This window comes from Streptomyces sp. NPDC001135, assembly GCF_053598395.1.
The window spans coordinates 1-21,917 of the sequence record NZ_JBSFKD010000020.1; the positions used below are offsets into that span (position 1 = coordinate 1).

19 protein-coding genes and 1 rRNA gene are annotated in these 21,917 nt (G+C 72.9%); 14 read left to right on the forward strand and 6 right to left on the reverse strand.

Going from position 1 to position 21,917, the window contains the following annotated elements; genetic code table 11:
* A 5S ribosomal RNA gene (gene rrf / locus ACWC94_RS23590) occupies positions 1–88 on the forward strand; the annotation flags it as partial.
* Positions 89–117: 29 nt separating this feature from the next.
* On the opposite strand, the gene ACWC94_RS23595 is transcribed toward rrf, so the two are convergent.
* A complete protein-coding gene (locus ACWC94_RS23595) occupies positions 118–1,101 on the reverse strand; it encodes a hypothetical protein (protein WP_450799017.1) in 984 nt (327 codons plus the stop codon).
* 207 nt (positions 1,102–1,308) lie between these two features.
* On the opposite strand from ACWC94_RS23595, the gene ACWC94_RS23600 reads away from it, so the two are divergent.
* Positions 1,309–2,067, forward strand: a complete 759-nt coding sequence (locus ACWC94_RS23600; protein ID WP_450799010.1) for a hypothetical protein — start codon at positions 1,309–1,311, stop codon at positions 2,065–2,067.
* Positions 2,068–2,135: 68 nt separating this feature from the next.
* On the opposite strand, the gene ACWC94_RS23605 is transcribed toward ACWC94_RS23600, so the two are convergent.
* Entirely contained in the window at positions 2,136–3,419 is a 1,284-nt protein-coding gene (locus ACWC94_RS23605) for a DUF1015 domain-containing protein (protein WP_450798872.1), read from the reverse strand.
* A gap of 92 nt (positions 3,420–3,511) precedes the next feature.
* On the opposite strand from ACWC94_RS23605, the gene ACWC94_RS23610 reads away from it, so the two are divergent.
* From ACWC94_RS23610 to ACWC94_RS23625, 4 genes are all read left to right on the forward strand, one after another.
* Entirely contained in the window at positions 3,512–4,540 is a 1,029-nt protein-coding gene (locus ACWC94_RS23610; RefSeq protein ID WP_450798873.1) for an HAD hydrolase-like protein, read from the forward strand.
* A 131-nt stretch (positions 4,541–4,671) separates the two neighbouring features.
* On the forward strand, positions 4,672–5,715 hold the full coding sequence (locus ACWC94_RS23615) for a FecCD family ABC transporter permease (RefSeq protein WP_450798875.1): 1,044 nt from the start codon (positions 4,672–4,674) through the stop codon (positions 5,713–5,715).
* An 11-nt stretch (positions 5,716–5,726) separates the two neighbouring features.
* Positions 5,727–6,758, forward strand: coding sequence for a FecCD family ABC transporter permease (locus ACWC94_RS23620; protein WP_450799011.1), 1,032 nt, complete (start codon positions 5,727–5,729; stop codon positions 6,756–6,758).
* A complete protein-coding gene (locus ACWC94_RS23625; RefSeq protein WP_450798876.1) occupies positions 6,755–7,606 on the forward strand; it encodes an ABC transporter ATP-binding protein in 852 nt (283 codons plus the stop codon). The genes ACWC94_RS23620 and ACWC94_RS23625 overlap by 4 nt, the downstream gene beginning before the upstream one ends.
* Here the strand turns inward: ACWC94_RS23625 and ACWC94_RS23630 are convergent.
* Positions 7,590–7,937 (reverse strand): sterol-binding protein, encoded by a 348-nt coding sequence (locus ACWC94_RS23630; protein WP_450798877.1) that lies wholly within the window; start codon positions 7,935–7,937, stop codon positions 7,590–7,592. The genes ACWC94_RS23625 and ACWC94_RS23630 overlap by 17 nt on opposite strands.
* A gap of 42 nt (positions 7,938–7,979) precedes the next feature.
* Between ACWC94_RS23630 and ACWC94_RS23635 the strand changes: the two genes are divergently transcribed.
* From ACWC94_RS23635 to ACWC94_RS23660, 6 genes are all read left to right on the forward strand, one after another.
* Positions 7,980–8,285, forward strand: coding sequence for a hypothetical protein (locus ACWC94_RS23635; protein WP_450798878.1), 306 nt, complete (start codon positions 7,980–7,982; stop codon positions 8,283–8,285).
* 7 nt (positions 8,286–8,292) lie between these two features.
* On the forward strand, positions 8,293–9,108 hold the full coding sequence (locus tag ACWC94_RS23640; protein WP_450798879.1) for a TlyA family RNA methyltransferase: 816 nt from the start codon (positions 8,293–8,295) through the stop codon (positions 9,106–9,108).
* A complete protein-coding gene (locus ACWC94_RS23645) occupies positions 9,105–10,010 on the forward strand; it encodes an NAD kinase (RefSeq protein ID WP_031162432.1) in 906 nt (301 codons plus the stop codon). The genes ACWC94_RS23640 and ACWC94_RS23645 overlap by 4 nt, the downstream gene beginning before the upstream one ends.
* A gap of 48 nt (positions 10,011–10,058) precedes the next feature.
* Positions 10,059–11,801 (forward strand): DNA repair protein RecN, encoded by a 1,743-nt coding sequence (recN, locus tag ACWC94_RS23650; protein ID WP_450798880.1) that lies wholly within the window; start codon positions 10,059–10,061, stop codon positions 11,799–11,801.
* Between the two features lie 53 nt (positions 11,802–11,854).
* On the forward strand, positions 11,855–12,607 hold the full coding sequence (locus tag ACWC94_RS23655; RefSeq protein ID WP_450798881.1) for a hypothetical protein: 753 nt from the start codon (positions 11,855–11,857) through the stop codon (positions 12,605–12,607).
* Between the two features lie 267 nt (positions 12,608–12,874).
* Positions 12,875–14,011 carry a glycosyltransferase family 4 protein gene (locus ACWC94_RS23660; RefSeq protein WP_450798882.1) on the forward strand — a complete coding sequence of 379 codons (1,137 nt, stop codon included), beginning with the start codon at positions 12,875–12,877 and terminating at the stop codon, positions 14,009–14,011.
* Here the strand turns inward: ACWC94_RS23660 and ACWC94_RS23665 are convergent.
* The 3 genes from ACWC94_RS23665 to ACWC94_RS23675 are packed head-to-tail and all read right to left on the reverse strand — an operon-like array spanning position 14,008 to position 18,879.
* A complete protein-coding gene (locus ACWC94_RS23665; RefSeq protein WP_450798883.1) occupies positions 14,008–15,654 on the reverse strand; it encodes a PucR family transcriptional regulator in 1,647 nt (548 codons plus the stop codon). The genes ACWC94_RS23660 and ACWC94_RS23665 overlap by 4 nt on opposite strands.
* 44 nt (positions 15,655–15,698) lie before the next feature.
* A complete protein-coding gene (locus ACWC94_RS23670) occupies positions 15,699–17,030 on the reverse strand; it encodes an FAD-binding protein (protein ID WP_450798884.1) in 1,332 nt (443 codons plus the stop codon).
* A gap of 46 nt (positions 17,031–17,076) precedes the next feature.
* Entirely contained in the window at positions 17,077–18,879 is a 1,803-nt protein-coding gene (locus ACWC94_RS23675) for a glycoside hydrolase family 15 protein (protein ID WP_450799012.1), read from the reverse strand.
* A 571-nt stretch (positions 18,880–19,450) separates the two neighbouring features.
* On the opposite strand from ACWC94_RS23675, the gene ACWC94_RS23680 reads away from it, so the two are divergent.
* A complete protein-coding gene (locus tag ACWC94_RS23680; protein WP_450798885.1) occupies positions 19,451–21,118 on the forward strand; it encodes a CTP synthase in 1,668 nt (555 codons plus the stop codon).
* 82 nt (positions 21,119–21,200) lie between these two features.
* On the forward strand, positions 21,201–21,827 hold the full coding sequence (locus ACWC94_RS23685) for an NUDIX domain-containing protein (RefSeq protein ID WP_450798886.1): 627 nt from the start codon (positions 21,201–21,203) through the stop codon (positions 21,825–21,827).
* Positions 21,828–21,917 lie beyond the last annotated feature (90 nt).

Consider the following 21,917-nt stretch of genomic DNA (forward strand, 5'->3'; position numbering starts at 1 on the left):
CGGTTACATTCCGAACCCGGAAGCTAAGCCTCACAGCGCCGATGGTACTGCAGGGGGGACCCTGTGGGAGAGTAGGACACCGCCGAACAATCTTTGGAGGACCCCTGGTCCCAGCGTTCAGCTGGGACCAGGGGTCCTTTTGTTTTTACAATGCTTGCGGTACCGAAGACAGGAGTCACCATGTCCACCAACTCGCCCGACGACCGACCGGAGCGCGACCAGCGGCGACGGGACAGTGGTGACCGCGCTGATCGTGGTGGCTACCGGGGCGACCGTGGTGGCTACCGCCGCGACAATGACCGTGGTGGCTACGGCCGGCGCGATCGCGACGACAACCGCGACAGCCGTGGTGACCGCGGCGGCTTCCGCCGTGACGACCGCCGTGACGACCGTCGGGATGACCGTCGGGATGACCGGGGTGGCTTCCGCCGTGACGACGACCGTGGCGGTTACGGCCGGCGGGACGACCGGCGTGAGGGCGACCGGGGTTCGCGTCCGGCGTTCCAGCGGGACGACCGTGACCGTGGGCCGCGTCGCGACGACCGCCGTGACGACCGTCGGGATGACCGGCGTGACGACCGGGGTGGCTTCCGTCGCGACGACCGTCCGGCCTACCGCCGTGACGACGACCGTGGTGGCTACGGCCGGCGCGATCGCGACGACAACCGCGGCGACCGTGGCGACCGCGGCGGCTTCCGCCGTGACGACCGCCGGGATGACCGCCGTGACGACCGTCGGGATGACCGTGGTGGTTTCCGTCGCGACGACCGTCCGGCCTACCGCCGTGACGACGACCGTGGCGGTTACGGCCGGCGGGACGACCGGCGTGAGGGCGACCGGGGTTCGCGTCCGGCGTTCCAGCGGGACGACCGTGACCGTGGGCCGCGTCGCGACGACCGCCGTGACGACCGCCGTGACGACCGTCGGGATGACCGTCGGGATGACCGTGGTGGTTTCCGTCGCGACGACCGTCCGGCCTACCGCCGTGACGACGACCGTGGTGGCTACGGCCGGCGCGATCGCGACGACAACCGCGGCGACCGTGGCGACCGTGGCGGCTTCCGCCGTGACGACCGCCGGGATGACCGCCGTGACGATCACCGGGGTGAGCGAGGCGGCGACCGCGGTGGGTTCCGGGGCCGCGACGACCGTGGTGGCCGTGGGCCCCGTCGTGACGATCGCGGCGGTCGGCCCGGTGGCTTCCGTGGGCGTGACGACCGGCGTGACGACCGCCGGGGCGGTGGCCGCTTCCGCGACGAGCGTGACCGCGACCGCGACCGTGACCGCGACCGGGAGCCGATCAAGCGGCTGCCGATCCCGGAGGACGTCACCGGCGACGAGATCGACAAGGACGTCCGGCAGGAGCTGCAGAGCCTGCCCAAGACGCTCGCGGAAGACGTCGCCAAGAACCTGGTGATGGTGGCTCGGCTCATCGACGAGGACCCCGAGGGCGCCTACGGCTACTCCAGGGTGGCCCTGCGCCTGGCGTCCCGCGTGGCCGCCGTACGCGAGGCCGCCGGGTTCGCGGCGTACGCGAACCAGAAGTACTCCGAGGCCCTCGGCGAGTTCCGGGCCGCGCGGCGGATGACCGGCACCGTGGAGCTGTGGCCGGTGATGGCCGACTGCGAGCGTGGGCTCGGGCGGCCGGAAAAGGCCCTGGACATGGCCGGTGCCCCCGAGGTGCACAAGCTGGACAAGGCCGGTCAGGTCGAGATGCGGCTCGTCGCGGCCGGTGCCCGGCGTGACATGGGCCAGCTGGACGCGGCCATCGTGACCCTGCAGAGTCCGGAGCTGGCCTCCAACTCGGTCCAGCCCTGGACCGCGCGTCTGCGGTACGCCTACGCCGACGCCCTGCAGGCCGCCGGCCGGGGGGCCGAAGCGCGGGAATGGTTCGCCAAGGCCGTGGAGGCCGACCGGGACGGCAGCACGGACGCCTCCGACCGGCTCGCCGAGCTGGACGGCGTGGAGTTCGTCGACGCCCTCGACGAGAGCGGGAGCGAGAGCGAGAACGAGGGTGCGTCGGGTGCGTCCGAGAAGCCGTCGCAGGAGGACGGCGACGAGGACTGACCTGGCCGGGTGAGACGAGAAGAGGGCAGGCACCCAAGGGGGCCTGCCCTCTTCCGCGTTCAGGGCACTCAGATGTCCAGGGCCCGCAGCACCAGCCCCGACGCCGGCTTCGGGCCGAACGACGTCGACTTGCGGGGCATCGTCACGCCTTGGCGGGCCAGGTCGCGTACGACCTCCTCGCGGACGGGGTGCATCAGGACGGCCGTACTGCCGTCGTGTTCTGCCTTGGTGACCGTCGCGGCCGTGTCGTGTATGTAGGCGATGTGGGCCGCGGAGTCCTCGGGGATGTGCCAGACGTGGTCCAGCAGCGTGGCGTGCAGGACCGTGGCGTCCAGGGAGCGCCAGGCGGCCGGACGGTCCGCCGGGATCGTCCGGGCCAGCAGGTCCGGGTTCGGACGGTCGAGCAGGTGGAAGGCGCCGTCGCCGGCCAGCAGGAAGGCGTTGCCCGCGCAGGACGCGTCCGCGAGCACCGCGAGGGCCTCGGTGAGCGGTGCGTCCAGGTGCCGTACCCGGAACAGGCCCTCGACGGCCGCGAGCGCGTCCGCCACCGGCAGGCCGTGCAGCAGGCGGTGGATGGCGCGGACGCGCAGCGGGTAGCGGGCGGTGTCGACGAGCAGGACCAGGCCGTGGTCCCAGGGGCTGGGGGAGGGGTGCTCCGCGCGCAGCCGTAGATAGGTGGCCCAGCGGTGGTGGCCGTCGGCGATCAGGGCCTGTTGGTGGGCGAGGTCGGACTGGATGCGGGCCAGGTCGGTGGGATCGGTCACGGACCACAGGCGGTGGTGGTAGCCGTCCTCCGTGGTCGTGTCGAGCAGCGGGGGTTTCTCCGCCGTGCGCTCGACGACCTCGGCGGCCGTGCCGTCGCCGCGGTAGGTCAGCAGCAGTGGCTCCAGGTTCGCGCGTGTGGCCCGCATCAGGGCCGCGCGGTCGGCGACCACGGGCGGCATGACGTCCTCGTGCGGCAGCACCACGCCCTCGGCGGGCTCCGAGACCCGCAGCGCGCCGATGACACCGCGCTGCAGCATGTCGCCCCCGTCCCGCTGTTCGTAGACGTACAGACCGGGTTCCGGGTCAGCGGCGAGGATGCCTTCGTCCAGCCAGCGGCGCAGGGTGTCGGCCGCCTGCTCGGTGCGGGTGCTGGGGGTGTCGGCCTGGGGCAGGATCAGCCGAACGATGTTGTGCGGGTCGGCCGACTGGAGGTGGTGCACCCCGTCGGGACGGACGACGACGTCGTACGGCGGTGAGGTGACGGAGGCCAGGCTGCCGACCCGGTCGGGGTCGTAGCGAAGGCCGCGGAACGGGGTGAGTTCCAGGCCTCGGCGCGCCGTTGCTTCCGAGTGACCTGCAGTGTTCATCCCGGCATCGTACGTGTGTCAGTGGCGTGCGGGATGATCGGGGGAAAGGCGATGGAAGCCTTTGAACGTCGGTGAACGAGGAGCGATGTGGAATGAGCCAGGCGGTCAGGACGAGGCCCGAGGGCAGTGGGCAGCCCCTGAGCGAGGCGTACGACACGGCGCTGCTCGATCTGGACGGGGTGGTGTACGCGGGCGGGAACGCGATCGTGCACGCGGTGGACTCGCTGGCGGTGGCGCGCGCGGGCGGGATGCGTCTGGCGTACGTCACCAACAACGCGCTGCGCACCCCGGACACGGTGGCGGAGCATCTGACGGAGCTGGGGATACCGACGGGTGCCGCCGATGTCATCACGTCGGCGCAGGCGGTCGCGCGGCTGATCAGTGAGCAGGTGCCGGCCGGGGCGCGGGTGCTGGTGATCGGTGGTGAGGGGCTGCGGGTGGCGCTGCGCGAGCGGGGGCTGACGCCGGTGGAGTCGGCGGACGACGATCCGGCGGCGGTCGTGCAGGGGTACGGCGGCCCGGATCTGACCTGGGGGCGGTTCGCGGAGGCGTCGTACGCGGTCGCGCGCGGCGTGCCGTGGTTCGCCTCCAACACCGATCTGACGATTCCGAGCGGGCGGGGCATCGCGCCGGGCAACGGGGCGGCGGTGGAGGTGGTGCGGATCGCGACGGGTGCCGAGCCGCAGGTGGCGGGCAAGCCGCTGCCGCCGATGCACCGCGAGACGATCATCCGGACGGGTGCGAGGCGGCCGCTGGTGGTGGGGGACCGGCTCGACACGGACATCGAGGGTGCGTTCAACGGCGAGGTGGACTCCCTGCTGGTGCTGACCGGTGTCACGGACGGCGCCCAGCTGCTCGCGGCGCCGCCGCGGCACCGGCCGACCTATGTGGACGCCGACCTGCGGGGACTGCTCACCGGGCAGCCGGAGGTCACCGCGGTCGAGGGGGGCTTTCGCTGCGGCGGGTTCACGGCGACGGCCGGGGCGGACCGGCTGGGGCTGGAGGGGGACGGCGAGGCGCTGGACGGGTTGCGGGCCCTGTGTGCGGCGGCCTGGTCGGCGGCCGGGGACGAGTCCTGCGCGTTGGACGGCGGGAAGGCGCTGGCGCGGCTGGGCCTCTGACACGTACGCACCCCGCGCCCTCGGGCTCCGGCACGGGCGCACCCGGGGATCGAGAAGCCGGCGCCCCGGGGATCGAGAAGCCGGCGCCCCGGGGATCGTGAAGGGGAGCGAGGGTAGGCTAACCTAACCTCGTGTTGGTCGACAGTCCTCCGGAACAGCGCGCGGAGACCGCCCCCGCGCCCCCAACCCGCCAGGCGGTCAAGGCCCTTGGGCTCCTGCTGTCCGTCGCGATCCTGGTGCTCGTCGCCGTGGCGAGCATCGCGATCGGGGCGAAAGCGCTGTCGCCGGACCAGGTCTGGCACGGCCTGTTCCACGACACGGGGACCTACGGCGACGTCGTCGTCGACGAGCGGCTCTCGCGCACGGTCCTCGGCCTGCTGGCCGGTGCCGCGCTCGGCCTCGCGGGCGCGGTGCTCCAGGCGCTCACCCGCAACCCGCTGGCCGACCCCGGACTGCTCGGGATCAACGCGGGTGCCTCCGCCGCCGTCGTCACGGCCCTCACCTACTTCGGTGTCACCAGCCTCACCGGCTATGTGTGGTTCGCCTTCCTCGGGGCGGCGGCGGTCGGCGCGCTGGTGTGGTTCCTCGGCGGCAGCCGGGGCGCCACCCCGGTACGGCTCGCCCTCGCCGGTACGGCGGTCAGCGCCGCCCTGTACGGCTATCTCCAGGCCGTGATGATCATGGACGACGCGGCGCTGGGCAAGATGCGCTTCTGGACGGTGGGATCCCTGGCCTCCGCCACCGACGCGACCATCCTGCAGGTGCTGCCGTTCCTCGCGGTCGGCACGGTCCTCGCACTGGCGCTGGCTCGGCCGCTGAACGCCATGGAGATGGGCGAGGACACCGCCCGTGCCCTCGGCGCCCACCTGGGCCGCACCCGTGCCCTGGCCATGCTGGCCGCCACCCTGTTGTGCGGTGCCGCGACCGCCGCCTGCGGTCCGATCGTGTTCGTCGGCCTGATGGTCCCCCATGCGGTGCGCTCCTTCACCGGCCCCGACCTGCGCTGGATCCTGCCGTACGCCACGGTCCTGTCCCCGGTGCTGCTGCTCGGTGCCGACGTCGTCGGCCGGGTCGTGGCCCGCCCTTCAGAACTCCAGGTCGGTATCGTCACCGCGCTCATCGGCGGCCCGGTCTTCATCCTTCTCGTACGACGGCGCAGGACGGCCCAGCTGTGAAGACCCGCTCCATGAACCGGGCCGTACGCACTCCCGGCGGGCTCTCCCTGCGCCTGGACCTGCGGGCCCTGATCGTCGTCGTCCTGCTGCTGGCCGCCGCCGGCGCCGCGGGCGTCGCGCTGATCGGCACCGGGGACGCGAAGATACCCGCGGGCGATGTGCTCAGGACCCTCGCCGGGAACGGCACCGCGTACCAGGACTTCATCGTCAACGAACTGAGGCTGCCGCGCGTCCTGGTGGGTCTGCTGGTCGGTGCCTCGCTGGGCCTCGGTGGCGCGCTGTTCCAGTCCGTCTCGCGCAACCCGCTCGGCAGCCCGGACGTGCTGGGCCTCTCCCAGGGTTCGACGGCCGGTGCGCTGGTCGTCATCGTGCTGATGTCCGGCAGCGCCACCCAGGTCACTTTCGGCGCGCTGGTCGGCGGCCTGGGGACCGGACTCGCCGTCTATCTGCTCGCCTGGAAGCAGGGCGTGCACGGGTACCGGTTCGTTCTGGTCGGCATCGGTGTCTCCGCGGTCATGACCGCCGTCAACGGCTATCTGCTCACCAAGGCCGACCTGGTCGACGCGGCCCGCGCGGTCGTGTGGATGACCGGTTCCCTCAACGGCCGTGACTGGGACCAGGTCTGGCCTCTGCTCACGCTGTGCGCCGTCCTCGTCCCGCTGGTCCTCGTGAACGCGCGCGGGCTGCGGATGATGGAGATGGGCGACGACGTCGCGAACGCCCTCGGGGTGCGGGTGCAGCGTGTCCGGCTGGTGCTGATGGTCTCCGCCGTGCTGCTCACCGCCGCCGCCACCGCCGCCGCCGGACCCGTCAGCTTCGTCGCGCTCACCGCGCCGCAGCTCGCCCGCCGTCTGACCAGGTCGCCGGGCCCGAACCTGGTGCCCTCCCTGTGCATGGGCGCCACCCTGCTGGTCGCCGCGGACTGGGCCTCGCAGCGCGCGTTCGGCGCCGACCAGTTGCCCGTCGGCGTGGTCACCGGTGTCCTCGGCGGCTGCTATCTGCTGTGGCTGCTGGTCACCGAGCGCAGGGCGGGCCGGATATGAGCGGCACGACCACCGACACGACTAGGAGCACTGTGAACCGCCTGTCCGCCGAGAACGTCACCCTCGCCTACGACCAGCGCGTCATCGCCGAACAGCTGTCGGTGGAGATCCCCGACAACTCCTTCACGGTGATCGTCGGCCCGAACGCGTGCGGCAAGTCGACGCTGCTGCGGGCGCTGTCGCGGATGCTCAGGCCGAGCGAGGGCAGGGTGCTGCTGGACGGGCAGGTCATCCAGTCGATGCCCGCCAAGAAGGTGGCGCGGACCCTGGGCCTGCTCCCGCAGTCGTCCATCGCGCCCGACGGCATCACCGTCGCCGACCTCGTCGGCCGGGGCCGCTACCCGCACCAGGGCCTGCTGCGCCAGTGGTCGGCGCAGGACGAGCGGATCGTGCGGGAGTCGATGCGGCAGACCGGCGTCGCCGAGCTGGCCGAGCGGTACGTCGACGAGCTCTCCGGCGGGCAGCGGCAGCGGGTGTGGATCGCCATGGCGCTCGCCCAGCAGACCCCGCTGCTGCTCCTGGACGAACCGACCACCTACCTCGACATCCAGCACCAGATCGACGTCCTGGACCTGTGCGCCGAGCTGCACGAGACCCAGGGCCGCACGCTGGTCGCCGTCCTGCACGACCTCAACCACGCCGCCCGCTACGCCACCCACCTCATCGCGCTGCGCGGCGGCGAGGTGATCGCCGAGGGCGCTCCGAACGACATCGTCACGGCCGAGCTGGTGGAGCAGGTGTTCGGGCTGCGGTGTCAGGTGATCGACGACCCGGAGACCGGGACCCCCCTGGTGGTGCCGGCGGCGCGGAAGGCACGTGCCGGGAAGAGCGTCACAGCAGCTTCCTGAGCCGGAACAGATCCAGCAGGCTCGCCTCCAGCCTGACCCGGCCCGAGCCCCAGGCGGTCGCGAAGTTCAACTCGCCGGCCACCAGGGCCACCAGGTGGTCCCCGGCCAGCGCGAGCCTGATCTGCGCCTTGGTCCGCGGGGGGCCGGGGTGGGTCTCGTCCACCTCGATCCGGCCGCCCGTCATCCGGCCCACGAAGGTGACGTCCAGATCGGTGATGTGGCAGCTCACCGAGCGGTCCAGGGCGGCGGCCGCGCGAACGTCACCCTCGGCGCCCTGCATGTTGTCCGAAAGCTTTCCCAGTGCGGCGCGGCACTCCTCGATCGTGGCCATCGCCCACGACGGTACCCCAGCGGTTCGCGGTAGCGTCTGGGCATGAGCGACTCGGTTCCGGAGACGGAGATCCCGGTGGAGGCAGTGGAGGCACCGGAGGCGTACGACCCCGCGGCGCCCGCCCCTTTGAACGTCCCGCGCACCCCCACCGGCAACGCCGAGGTCGACGCGCAGCTGGAGCGGCTGGGTGACGCCGACCACCTCGCCACCGACGGGCAGGTCGAGGTGTACGAGGATGTACACCGGGGGCTGCGCGACGCGCTCACCGCGCTCGACGCCCGCCCGGGACCTCCGGCGCCCTCACCGTCGTACCCGGCGTCGCAGACGTCGTACCGAAGCAGGAGCTGAACCGAACGTGGCAGGAGTCGCACGTCGCCGTCTGGACGCGGAGCTGGTCCGCCGGAAGCTCGCGCGTTCGCGTGAGCACGCCAGCCAGCTGATCGCCGCCGGGCGGGTCACCGTCGGCAAGACCGTGGCGACCAAGCCGGCCACCCAGGTGGAGACGGCCGCCGCGATCGTCGTGCAGGCCGACGACGGCGACCCGGACTACGTCTCCCGGGGCGGACACAAGCTCGCCGGCGCGCTCGAGGCGTTCGTCCCGCAGGGGCTCGTCGTCGAAGGCCGGCGCGCGCTGGACGCCGGCGCCTCCACCGGCGGCTTCACCGACGTCCTGCTGCGCGCGGGCGCCGCACACGTCGTCGCCGTGGACGTCGGATACGGACAGCTCGCCTGGTCTCTCCAGAGCGATGAACGCGTCACCGTCAAGGACCGTACGAACGTACGCGAGTTGACGCTCGAGGCGATCGATGGGGAACCGGTGGATCTTGTCGTGGGTGATCTGTCCTTCATCCCGCTCGGGCTGGTGCTGCCGGCCCTCAAGCGGTGCGTGAAGCCGGACGCCGACCTGGTGATGATGGTCAAGCCGCAGTTCGAGGTGGGCAAGGAGCGTCTCGGCAGCGGGGGTGTCGTACGGAGTCCGCAGCTGCGCGCGGAGGCCGTGCGGGGAGTGGCCGAGAAGGCCTGGGAGCTGGGACTCGGGGTGCAGGCTGTCACCGCCAGTCCGCTGCCCGGGCCCTCGGGGAACGTCGAGTACTTTCTCTGGCTGCGGGCGGGGGCACCCGAGGTGGACCCGGCCGACGTCGACCGTGCAGTGGCGGAGGGGCCGCGTTGACACAGAACCTGGCGCGTACTGTTTTCCTGCTCGCCCACACCGGGCGGCCCGCGGCGATCCGCAGTGCGGAACTCGTCGTCAAGGGCCTGCTGCGGCATGGCATCGGGGTGCGGGTGCTGGAGGAGGAGGCGCGCGACCTGCCGCTGCCGGACGAGGTGCAGCTGGTCAAGGAGGCCACCCCGCAGTGCCTCGACGGGTGCGAGCTGCTGATCGTGCTCGGCGGCGACGGCACACTGCTGCGCGGGGCGGAGTTCGCCCGGGCGTCCGGGGTGCCGATGCTCGGCGTCAACCTCGGACGGGTGGGATTCCTCGCGGAGGCCGAACGGGACGACCTCGATCGGGTGGTCGACCGGGTGGTGGCGCGGTCGTACGAGGTCGAGGAGCGGATGACCGTCGACGTCGTCGTGCACCGCAACGGGGACATCGTGCACACCGACTGGGCGCTGAACGAGGCGGCCGTGCAGAAGGCCGGCGCTGAGAAGCTGCTGGAAGTCGTGCTGGAGATCGACGGGCGGCCGGTGTCGGAGTTCGGGTGCGACGGGGTGATCCTCTCCACGCCCACCGGGTCCACGGCGTACGCCTTCTCCGCGGGCGGACCGGTGGTGTGGCCCGAGGTGGAGGCGCTGCTGATGGTGCCGATCAGCGCGCACGCGCTGTTCGCCAAGCCGCTGGTGACGTCGCCGGACTCGGTGCTCGCGGTGGAGGTCCTGCCGCACATTCCGCCGGGCGTGCTGTGGTGTGACGGGCGGCGGACCGTCGAGCTGCCGCCGGGGGCGCGGGTGGAGGTGCGGCGGGGGGCCGTACCGGTGCGGTTGGCGCGGCTGCACCATTCGTCCTTCACCGATCGGCTGGTGGCGAAGTTCGCGTTGCCGACCACCGGGTGGCGAGGGGCGCCCCACTAGCATCACCGGAAAGAGCGGCCTGTGTGCACTCCCCGCCCCGGACCTCGTATGGTCTGTTCCGTGTTGGAGGAGATGCGGATACGGTCGCTCGGGGTCATCGACGATGCCGTCGTCGAGCTGTCGCCCGGGTTCACCGCCGTCACCGGTGAGACGGGTGCGGGCAAGACCATGGTGGTCACCAGTCTGGGGCTGCTGCTCGGTGGGCGGGCGGACCCGGCGCTCGTGCGGATCGGGGCCGGCAAGGCGGTCGTGGAGGGACGGGTCACCGTCCCCGCGGACGCCGCCGTCGCCGTACGCGCCGAGGAGGCCGGGGCCGAGCTGGACGACGGGGCCCTGCTGATCAGCCGTACCGTTTCCGCCGAGGGGCGCTCCCGGGCCCACCTGGGCGGGCGCAGCGTCCCCGTGGGGCTGCTCGCGGAGCTGGCCGACGAGCTGGTGGCCGTGCACGGGCAGACCGACCAGCAGGGGCTGCTGAAGCTGTCCCGGCAGCGGCAGGCCCTGGACCGGTACGCGGGCGACGCCGTCGCCGTGCCGCTCGCCAAGTACTCCGAGGCCCACCGGCGGCTGCGAGCCGTCTCCGCCGAACTGGAGGAGATCGTCACGCGCGCGCGTGAGCGGGCGCAGGAAGCCGACATGCTGCGGTACGGCCTGGAGGAGATCGCCGCCGTCGAGCCGCGGGCCGGCGAGGACGTGGAGCTGGCCGAGGAGGCCGAGCGGCTGGGGCACGCGGAGGCGCTGTCGTCCGCCGCTACGGCCGCGCACGCCGCTCTCGCGGGCAATCCCGAGGACCCCGAGGGGATCGACGCCTCGACCCTCGTCGCGGGCGCCCACCGTGCGCTGGAGGCCGTGCGCTCGCACGATCCGGCGCTGGCCGCCCTCGCCGACCGGATCGGGGAGATCGGGATCCTGCTCGGCGATGTCGCAGGGGAGCTGGCGGGGTACGCGGACGACCTCGACGCCGATCCGCTGCGGCTGGCCGCCGTCGAGGAGCGCCGGGCCGCCCTCACCGCCCTCACCCGGAAGTACGGCGACGACGTCGGCGCCGTACTCGACTGGGCCGAGCGGAGTGCCGCGCGGCTGACCGAGCTGGACGGCGACGACGAGCGGATCGAGGAGCTGACCGCCGAGCGGGACGCGCTGCGGACCGAACTGGGCGGTCTGGCACAGGCGTTGACGGATGCCCGGGCGGAGGCCGCCGAGCGGTTCGCCGCCGCCGTGACCGCCGAGCTGGCCTCGCTGGCGATGCCCCACGCGCGCGTGTCCTTCGACATCCGCCAGACCGAGGACCCGGAGGGCGTCGAGGTCGGCGGGCGTACGGTCGCGTACGGGCCGTCGGGCGTGGACGAGGTCGAGCTGCTGCTCGCCCCGCACCCGGGCGCCCCGCCGCGGCCCATCGCCAAGGGGGCGTCCGGCGGTGAGCTGTCCCGGGTGATGCTCGCCGTCGAGGTCGTGTTCGCGGGCACCGACCCGGTGCCGACGTATCTCTTCGACGAGGTCGACGCCGGTGTCGGCGGCAAGGCCGCGGTCGAGATCGGGCGGCGGCTGGCGAAGCTCGCCAGGACCGCGCAGGTCGTCGTGGTCACCCACCTGCCCCAGGTCGCCGCCTTCGCCGACCGGCAGCTGCTGGTCGAGAAGACCAACGACGGGTCGGTCACCCGCTCCGGCGTGAAGGTGCTGGAGGGCGAGGAGCGCGTTCGCGAGCTGTCCCGGATGCTGGCCGGCCAGGAGGACTCCGAGACGGCCCGCGCACACGCGGAGGAACTGCTGGCCACGGCGCGGGCCGACCTGTAGGCGGGCGTACACGGCGCGTGGGCCGGCCGGCGGGCGGGTTCTAGGGTGGCGGGATGATCGCCAAGCGAAGGTCCCGCTCGTTCCTCCTGTCCGCCGCGCTCACCCGGGCCGGCCGGACCCTGCTCCGTACCGCTGCGCCCGGCGGGCCGGAGCGCTGGCGGCGGACGAACCACGCGGGCCGGACCGTCGACCTGTACGCCGGGCCCGCCTGCGCCGTCTCGGTCGCCGTCGGGGCCGTCCGTGCGCACCCCGGTGCCGGGCTCGCCGTGCTCGCGGCCGGGGTGTGCGGAGCGTACGACGACGTCGCCGGGGCCGGGGATCCACGGCGCGGGTTCCGGGCGCACCTGGGGGCCCTGCGGGACGGGGAGGTCACCAGCGGGGCCGTGAAGCTGTTCGGGATATCGGCGGCCGGGCTGGTGGCCGGCGCGCTGATGAAGGAGCGGTTCGCCGACAAGGTGCTCGCCGGTGTCGTCATCGCCGGGGCCGCACACGTCGTCAATCTTCTCGACGTACGGCCCGGCCGGGCGGCCGGTGCCGTGCTCGCGCTCGGGGCGCCGGGGCTGCTGCGCGGCGGCCCGGCGGGGGAGCTGGCCGCCGCCGCGGTCGGCGCCGCCGCGGCCGTCCTGCCCGAGGACCTCGGCGAGCGCACGATGATCGGGGACACCGGGGCGCACGCCCTCGGCGCGGCGCTGGGGGCGGCCGTCGTGGCCGGCAACCAGCGCCCCGGCCTTCTCGCGCACGCCGTCGCCGTCGTGGCCGCCACGGTGCACGGGGACCGGGTGAGTTCCTGGGCGCGGGCGTTGTGAGCGTCTGACCTTGCCGTATGCGGTGGGGGCCGGTCGTCCGTGCGGAGGCGCCGCTCACCCGTGTGGGTGACGTGCTCCGGCGCATTGCCCCGGCCCGCCGCACTGTGCGCCCGCCGGATTTCCCGTAACGGCGGGTCCTCCTGGCATGCTTGAGGGCACACGGTCCGCGCGGGAGGCGCGCGGGGTACGTCCTTCCGCCCCCCTGAGCCCGCTACCTTCTGTACGTTTCCTCGTGACCGCCCACGCAGAACCAGGAGCGCCGGCCCCGTGACCCCTCTGAGCAGCAACGCACCGCACGGCCAGTCGCCGCTGCGCACCGTGCAGGTGCTGGGCGGGGGCAACGCCGGCAGCAGTGCGCATGTGCGCTCGCTGGCCGAGGGGCTCGTGGCGAGGGGCGTGCGGGTTACGGTGTGCGCCCCCGTCGAGGCCGACCGCGCCTACGATTTCATCGGCGCCGGTGCCGAACACGTGCACGTACCCCGCAGCAGCGACCCCGTCTCGGTGGCCGCGCTGCGCACGGCCTGCGCACACGCCGACCTGGTGCACGCGCACGGGCTGCACGCCTCGTTCCGTGCCGTCCTCGCGCTCAGCGGCCGGCCCACCCCCCTGGTGGTCACCTGGCACAACCGGACGCATGCGCAGGGCCCCCGGGCGCATCTGCTGCGGCTGCTGGAACGGCGGGTGATGCGCACGGCGGCCGTGGTCCTCGGCACCAGCCCCGACCTGGTGGACCGGGCCAGGCGGACCGGGGCGCGGGACGCCCGGCTCGCCGCCGTCGCCCTGCCGGGGCAGCGCCGGCCCGTCGTCCTCGACGACCCCGACCGGCTGCGCCCCAAGGTACGGGCCGAACTCGGCGCCACCGGCCGCCCGTTGCTCATCGCCGTCGGTTCCCTCGACCAGCAGCGCGGCTACGACGTCCTGCTCGACGCGGCCCGCGCCTGGCGCGACCTGGACCCCGTGCCGCTGGTCGTCATCGCCGGGGAAGGGCCGCTGCGGGCGGTGCTGCTGCGGCGGATCGAGGAAGAGGAGCTGCCGGTGCGGCTCATCGGGCACCGCGAGGACGTGCCCGAGCTGCTCGCCGCCGCCGATCTGGCGCTGCTGACCAGCAGTTGGGAGTCCCGGTCCGTGCTCGCCCAGGAGGCGCTGTACGCGCGTGTGCCGCTCGTCGCGACCCGGGTCGGCGGGATCCCCGACCTCGTCGGCGACGCGGCCGAACTCGTCCCGTACGGCGACCCGGAGGCGCTCGCGGACACCGTCGTACGGCTCCTGGCGGATCCGGAGCGCCGGGAGGAGCTGCGCGAGCGGGGCCTGCGGCAGGCCGCCGGATGGCCGACCGAGGACGAGACGGTCGCCCAAGTCCTCAGCGTGTACGACGAGTTGACGCAGCCCAGGCCCCTGGCCTAGGGGACGTGTCGGCGCGCCCTGAGCGCCAGGCTCAACGCCAGGACGGTCTGCGGGTCGTCGAGGTCGGTGCCCAGCAACTCGCCGATGCGGGCGAGGCGGTTGTAGAGGGTCTGGCGGTTGAGGTGCAGTTCGCGGGCGGTCTCTGCCTTGCGGCCGGCGTGCGCCAGATAGGTCTCCAGGGTCGGCAGCAGCGGCGGCCTGGAGCGGTGGTCGTGGTCGCGCAGCGGGCCGATCGCGCGGTCCACGAACGCGGCGAGGTCCGGATGGTCGCGCAGCCGCCACATCAGCAGGTCGATGTCGAGGCGGCGGGCGTCGTACCAGGGCCGGTCGGTCAGGCCCTGCGCCGCCGTCGCCGTCTCCGCCGCGTGCCGCAGCCCGGCCGACGCGGCCGCCCAGCCGCCCGCCACACCGACGACCACCACCGGCGGCGGCGAGCCCGGCCGGCGCATCCCGGCCCGCTCCACGCCTGCCCGCAGCGCCGCCGCCACCCGGTCGGCGACCGCCGAGCGCTCCGACTCCGAGCGCAGTCCGAGCAGCACCAGCACCCGGCCCTCCACCGGCCGCACCCCCAGCAGCACCGGCACCCCCACCGCGGCCAGCTCCTCGGACACCGCCCGGGCCAGCACCGCCCAGCCACCCCCGGGGGAGAACGAGTCCCCGATCCGCATCACCACGGGCAGCAGCGGGCCCTCGCCGGGCTTGAAGCCGAGCACCCGGGCCTGCGCCGGGGCGTCCTCGGCGGTGATCCGGCCCTCCGCGAGATCGGTGAGGAAGTCACCACGCCCCCGGGCGGCCAGCTCCTCCTCCTGCCGGGCCTGCATCAGGACGACGGCCAGGATGCCCGCGGCCCGTTCGGCGGCGATCCGGTGGACCGGGGCCAGGGGCGCACGGACCGGCAGCAGGACCAGCCGGGCCCGCACCGAGCCCGCCGTACCGGGGCCGCCGCCGGGCACGTCCACCAGCACCGAACCGGCGGGCGGCGGGGCGTCCTTGTGCGGGCCGCGCAGCCCCTCCCACACCTGGAGCGGGTCGGCGCCCTCAGGCCCTTCCCCGGCGGCGTACAGCAGCCGGCCGTCGGCCGTCTCCAGGAACACCGGGTTGCCGCTGAAGTCCGCCAGGATGCCCAGTACCTGCGGCACCCCGCCGCCGCCCAGCAGCGCCTCGGTGCAGCGCCGGTGCACCTCCTCGGCGCGCTGCAGCAGTGCGTAGTGGCCGTTGACGATCTCGGTGTGGATCTCCTCGGTCACCGTCACGAACGGCACCTCGCGGTGCAGCTGCACCAGCGGCAGACCGGCGCTGCGGGCGGTGTCCACCAGGGCCGCCGGCAACCGGGTGAAGCGCGGACCCAGCTCCACCACCAGAGCGGCGATCCCGCGCTCGGCGAGGGTGCGCACGAACGCCCGCTGCTCGGCCGGGCGGGTGCCGAGGCCGTAGCCGGTGGTGAGCAGCAGCTCGCCGCCCTTGAGGAGCGAGGCGATGTTCGGCACCTCGCCCGCGTGCACCCAGCGCACGGTGCGCCCCAGCCGGTCGGCACCCGCGAGGATCTCCGGCAGCCCGCTGCGCAGCCCGGGCAGTTCCAGTGCCCGCTGCACGGTGATCCCGGCGCCCGGGGTGTCGGGTCGATTGTCCGTACGGCTGTCCATGCAGCGGACGCTACCTGCGGGAACGCCCGGAGAACATCTCCTGGCTACACCGGCTTGATGTTGTGGTTGAAGCGGAAGACGTTGTCGGGGTCGTAGCGGCGCTTCACCTTCTCGAGCCGGAGCAGGTTCCCGGCACCGAAACCCGCCCGCACCCGGTCCGGGCCCTCGTCGCCGATGAGGTCGAGGCAGACGGCACCGGTGCGCCACGGCCGGACGTCGGCGCACGCGTCCCGCACCCGGGCGAGGGCACGCTCGTCATCGGCCGGGTCCGTCCAGCGGGCGAAGGGGTGCACCAGCCAGGGCGCCTCCCGGTACGGCACCGGGTAGTCGGCCGGGCCGGTGACGACCGCACCGCCGAGCGGGAGGAGGATGTGCCGGAAGCCGCCCGGCACCGGCATGGCCTGCGCTCGGGCACAGAAGACGTCCACCAGCTCGTCCGGCAGGTCCGTCAGGCACTCCGCCGACCAGTGCGCCCGCGGGCCCGGGGAGTACAGCGGGCGTTGTGCCCCGGCACCGGTCAGCTCCGCCGTGTGCGGCAGCGCCAGCAGCGGCCCGGCGAGCGCGCGCAACCCCGCCTCCCCGCCCGCGTACGTCAGCAGCGCGCCGCACAGCACCCGGTCCCGGGCCAGATACATCACGGCGCCGCTCACCTCGTCCGGACCGGTACGGACGAGCTCGCGGAAGGCGCGGACCACGTCCGGGCCGCACTCCGGCGGGTACAGCAGCAGCGCCACCGAGAACTCCGGCAGCTCGTGCAGCCCCAGGGTGAGGGCCGTCGCCACGCCGAAGTTGCCGCCCCCGCCGTGCAGCGCCCAGAACAGCTCGGGGTCGTCGTCGGCGTTGGCGTGCACGCGCTCGGCGTCGGCGGTCACCAGCTCGACCCCGATGAGGTCGTCCACGGCGAGACCGAAGGCACGGTCCAGCCGGCCCGTGCCGCCGCCGAGCACGAAGCCGCCGACCCCGGTGGCCGGAGCCGGGGCGCCGGTGGCCGCGAGGCCGTAGGGCCGGGTGGCCCGGTCCAGGTCGCCCGTCGTGGCGCCGCCCTCGACCCGGACCGCCTCGGCCGCCGGGTCGACGGTCACCCCGTGCATCCGGCGCAGGTCCACCACGAGCGCGCCGTCGACCCGGGCCCCCGCCAGGCCGTACCCGCCGCCGCGCACCGCGATGTGCAGGTCCAGCTCGCGCGCGAAGCGGACGGCGCGGACGACGTCGGCCGCGTCCACACACTGCGCGATCACGGCCGGGCGAGCGTCGATCATGGCGTTGGAGACGACCCTGGTGTCGTCGTAACCGGGGTCCCCCGGGGCGAACACGTCGCCGGTCAGGTCCGCACGGAGTGCGGCGAGGGCTGTGTGCGCCTTGGAACGGGTGGCCATGGCCGCGCCCCCTTCCAGGAGGGGTCACCTTCCAGCCTAGGGGCCGCTAACCCCCGTACGCCCCGGACGCCGTGAGCCGCAGTGCCGTGTCGATCAGGGGCACATGGCTGAACGCCTGCGGGAAGTTGCCCACCTGCCGCTGCAGGCGCGGGTCCCACTCCTCCGCCAGCAGGCCGAGGTCGTTGCGCAGCGCGAGGAGCTTCTCGAAGAGCTTCCTCGCCTCGTCCACGCGGCCGATCATCGCCAGGTCGTCGGCCATCCAGAACGAGCAGGCCAGGAAGGCGCCCTCGTCGCCCGGCAGACCGTCGACGCCCGCGTGGTCGCCCTCGGTCGGGTAGCGCAGGATGAAACCGTCCGGTGTGGACAGCTCGCGCTGGATCGCCTCGATCGTGCCGATCACCCGCTTGTCGTCCGGGGGCAGGAAGCCCATCTGCGGGATGAGCAGCAGGGAGGCGTCCAGCTCCCGGGAGCCGTAGGACTGCGTGAAGGTGTTGCGCTCCTTGTCGTAGCCCTTCTCGCACACGTCCCGGTGGATGTCGTCGCGCAGTTCCTTCCAGCGCTCCAGCGGGCCGTCCGCGTCCCCGGACTCGATCAGCTTGATGGTGCGGTCCACCGCGACCCAGGCCATCACCTTGGAGTGCACGAAGTGCCGGCGCGGGCCGCGCACCTCCCAGATGCCCTCGTCCGGCGCCTGCCAGTGGTCCTCCAGGTAGCGGATCAGCTTCAGCTGGAGCAGGGAGGCGTAGTCGTTGCGGGCCAGGCCCGTCATGTGCGCCAGGTGCAGGGCCTCGGTGACCTCGCCGTACACGTCCAGCTGGAGCTGGTGCGCCGCGCCGTTGCCGACCCGGACCGGGGCGGAGTGCTCGTAGCCCGGCAGCCAGTCCAGCTCGGCCTCGCCCAGCTCGCGCTCGCCCGCGATGCCGTACATGATCTGCAGGTTCTCCGGGTCGCCGGCGACCGCCCGCAGCAGCCACTCGCGCCAGGCGCGGGCCTCCTCGCGGTACCCGGTGCGCAGCAGGGAGGACAGGGTGATCGCGGCGTCGCGCAGCCAGGTGTAGCGGTAGTCCCAGTTGCGCACGCCGCCGATGTCCTCCGGCAGGGAGGTCGTCGGCGCGGCGACGATGCCGCCCGTGGGGGCGTACGTCAGGGCCTTCAGGGTGATCAGGGAACGGACCACCGCCTCGCGGTACGGCCCGTGGTACGTACAGTGCTCGACCCACTCCCGCCAGAAGTCCTCCGTCGCCTCCAGCGAGGTCTCCGGCTCCGGCAGCGCCGGCGGCTCCTTGTGCGAGGGCTGCCACGAGATGGTGAACGCGATCCGGTCACCCGGGGCGACGGTGAAGTCGGCGTACGTCGTCAGCGACTTCCCGTAGGTCTCGGCCTCCGTGTCGAACCACACCGAGTCCGGTCCGGCGACCGCCACCGTGCGGCCCTCGTGCTTGTGCACCCAGGGCACGACACGGCCGTAGGAGAAACGCATGCGCAGGGCCGAGCGCATCGGCACCCGGCCGGTGACGCCCTCCACGATCCGGATCAGCTGCGGCGCGCCCTCACGCGGGGGCATGAAATCGGTCACGCGGACCGTGCCGCGCGGGGTGTCCCACTCCGACTCCAGGATCAGCGAGTCGCCCCGGTAGCTCCGCCGGGCGGCCGTGGGCGGCTGCGCGTCGGCCGCGTGAGCCGGGCCGAGCCGCCAGAAGCCGTGCTCCTCGGTGCCCAGCAGGCCGGCGAAGATGGCATGCGAGTCGAAGCGGGGCAGGCACAGCCAGTCCACTGTGCCGTCCCGGCAGACCAGTGCAGCGGTCTGCATGTCTCCGATGAGTGCGTAGTCTTCGATGCGCCCGGCCACGTGCAACTCCAGTCGAACGGCCACGTCACCCCCGCACAGGGGGCTGTCGCTAGTGCGGTCAAGGGGTCGTTGTTATGCGTCGTTGAGCGGTGAAGCAAAGCAGCCCGCCGATCCTTAAGGCAACACGACAGTCTTTGCTCAACGAACTGCCGCGCTCTCGTTGTTCCGGGTGGTGCAGGCGGGGGTGTGCCGTCGTTCCGGCCGGGCTCGGCAGCGAGTGTCCGAGCAGGATACGACGCACGTAGATGATCTGCGTGCCGCTCCGGGCAACCCGTGTGGGCCGAACGGGTGAGCAGCAGGTGATAACCATGTGACCTGTGCGTGCCCGTGCTGACGCATGGGGCGACCCGCTCCGTGCCCGCGCCCCGTACCCCGAGGGTACGCGAGCCGCCCGTGCCCGGGTGAGCGCGGAGCGTGGCCGGAAGCCATCTCGTCCAGGCGCTGATACCCTGGTAGCCCGTGGACCGGTGGGCCTGAAACCCCCGAACCGCAGCGACGGCACCCCCGGAGATCTCCGGGCCGGGAGCCGCACCGCACGACAGACCGCGACCACGGGAGCCCCCTCTTGGCCATGCCGCCCGCTGCTTTCCGAAACAGCACAGCCACGACGACCAAGCACATCTTCGTCACCGGGGGTGTCGCCTCCTCGCTCGGCAAGGGCCTGACCGCCTCCAGCCTGGGCATGCTGCTCAAGGCCCGCGGCCTGCGCGTCGTGATGCAGAAACTGGATCCGTACCTGAACGTCGATCCGGGCACCATGAACCCCTTCCAGCACGGTGAGGTCTTCGTCACCAACGACGGCGCCGAGACCGACCTCGACATCGGACACTACGAGCGCTTCCTCGACCGCGACTTGGACGGCTCCGCCAACGTCACCACGGGCCAGGTGTACTCGACCGTGATCGCCAAGGAGCGGCGCGGCGAGTACCTGGGCGACACCGTGCAGGTCATCCCGCACATCACCAACGAGATCAAGCACCGTATCCGGCGCATGGCCACCGACGAGGTGGACGTCGTCATCACCGAGGTCGGCGGTACCGTCGGCGACATCGAGTCGCTGCCGTTCCTGGAGACCGTCCGCCAGGTCCGCCACGAGGTCGGCCGGGACAACGTCTTCGTCGTGCACATCTCGCTGCTGCCGTACATCGGCCCGTCCGGCGAGCTGAAGACCAAGCCGACCCAGCACTCCGTCGCCGCGCTGCGCAACATCGGTATCCAGCCCGACGCGATCGTGCTGCGCTGCGACCGCGAGGTCCCGACCGCGATCAAGCGCAAGATCTCGCTGATGTGCGACGTCGACGAGGCCGCCGTGGTCGCCTGCCCGGACGCCCGCTCGATCTACGACATCCCGAAGACCGTGCACGGCGAGGGCCTGGACGCCTACGTCGTGCGCAAGCTCGACCTGCCGTTCCGCGACGTCGACTGGACGACCTGGGACGACCTGCTGGACCGCGTCCACAACCCCGACCACGAGATCACCCTCGCACTGGTCGGCAAGTACATCGACCTGCCCGACGCCTATCTGTCGGTCACCGAGGCGCTGCGCGCCGGCGGCTTCGCCAACCGCGCCCGCGTGAAGATCAAGTGGGTCACCTCCGACGACTGCAAGACCCCGGCCGGCGCCAAGGCCCAGCTCGGCGACGTCGACGGCATCTGCATCCCGGGCGGCTTCGGCGACCGCGGGGTGCTCGGCAAGGTCGGCGCGATCCGCTTCGCCCGTGAGAACAAGATCCCGCTGCTCGGCCTCTGCCTCGGCCTGCAGTGCATCGTGATCGAGGCCGCGCGCAACCTCGCCGACATCCCGGACGCCAACTCCACCGAGTTCGACCCGGCCACCGGTCACCCGGTCATCTCCACCATGGCCGAGCAGCTGGACATCGTCGCCGGTGAGGGCGACATGGGCGGCACCATGCGGCTGGGCATGTACCCGGCGAAGCTGGCCGAGGGCTCGATCGTGCGCGAGGTGTACGACGGCAAGGAGTACATCGAGGAGCGGCACCGTCACCGCTACGAGGTGAACAACGCCTACCGCGCGGAGCTGGAGAAGAAGGCCGGGATCCTGTTCTCGGGCACCTCGCCGGACGGCAAGCTGGTCGAGTACGTGGAGTACCCGCGTGACGTCCACCCCTACCTGGTCGCCACGCAGGCGCACCCCGAGCTGCGCTCGCGGCCGACGCGTCCGCACCCGCTGTTCGCCGGCCTGGTGAAGGCCGCCGTGGAGCGGAAGATCTCGCAGTAACACAAGAGTTGTACGGTGGCCGGGGCACGAGGATTCAAAACGATCGTGCCCCGGCCGCTCGTGCACGTGGGGAAGGACAGGTATGACGATCAAGGACACCGCCGAGGCGTGGGAGATCCGGGCGACGGAGACCCCCTTCACGGGCAACAAGACCTCCGTGCGCACCGACGACGTGGTCATGCCCGACGGCTCGGTGGCCCGCCGTGACTACCAGGTCCACCCCGGTTCGGTCGCCGTCCTCGCCCTGGACGAGGAGGACCGGGTGCTGCTGATCAACCAGTACCGCCACCCGGTGCGCCACAGGCTGTGGGAGATCCCGGCCGGCCTGCTCGACGTGCCCGGCGAGAACCCGCTGCACGCCGCCCAGCGCGAGCTGTACGAGGAGGCGCACGTCAAGGCCGAGGACTGGCGGGTGCTGACCGACGTCTACACCACGCCCGGCGGCTGCGACGAGGCCGTACGGATCTTCCTCGCCCGGGACCTGTCCGCCGTGGAGGGCGAGCGGTTCGCGGCGGAGCACGAGGAGACCGACATGGAGCAGGCGCGCGTACCGGTCGAGGAACTGGTGCGCCGTGTCCTGGCCGGCGACGTGCACAACAACTGCCTGGTCGTCGGTGTCCTCTCCCTGGTGGCCGCGCGCGGCGGCGACGGCCTCGACGCACTGCGCCCGGCCGGCGCGCCCTGGCCGGCCCGCCCCTTCACGTCCTGAACAGCACCCGTACGGCGTACTGGTGTGACGATCGCCTGATCCGATCAGGGGACCCGTCCGCCACGCTCCTCCCGGCACGTCGCAGAGCGT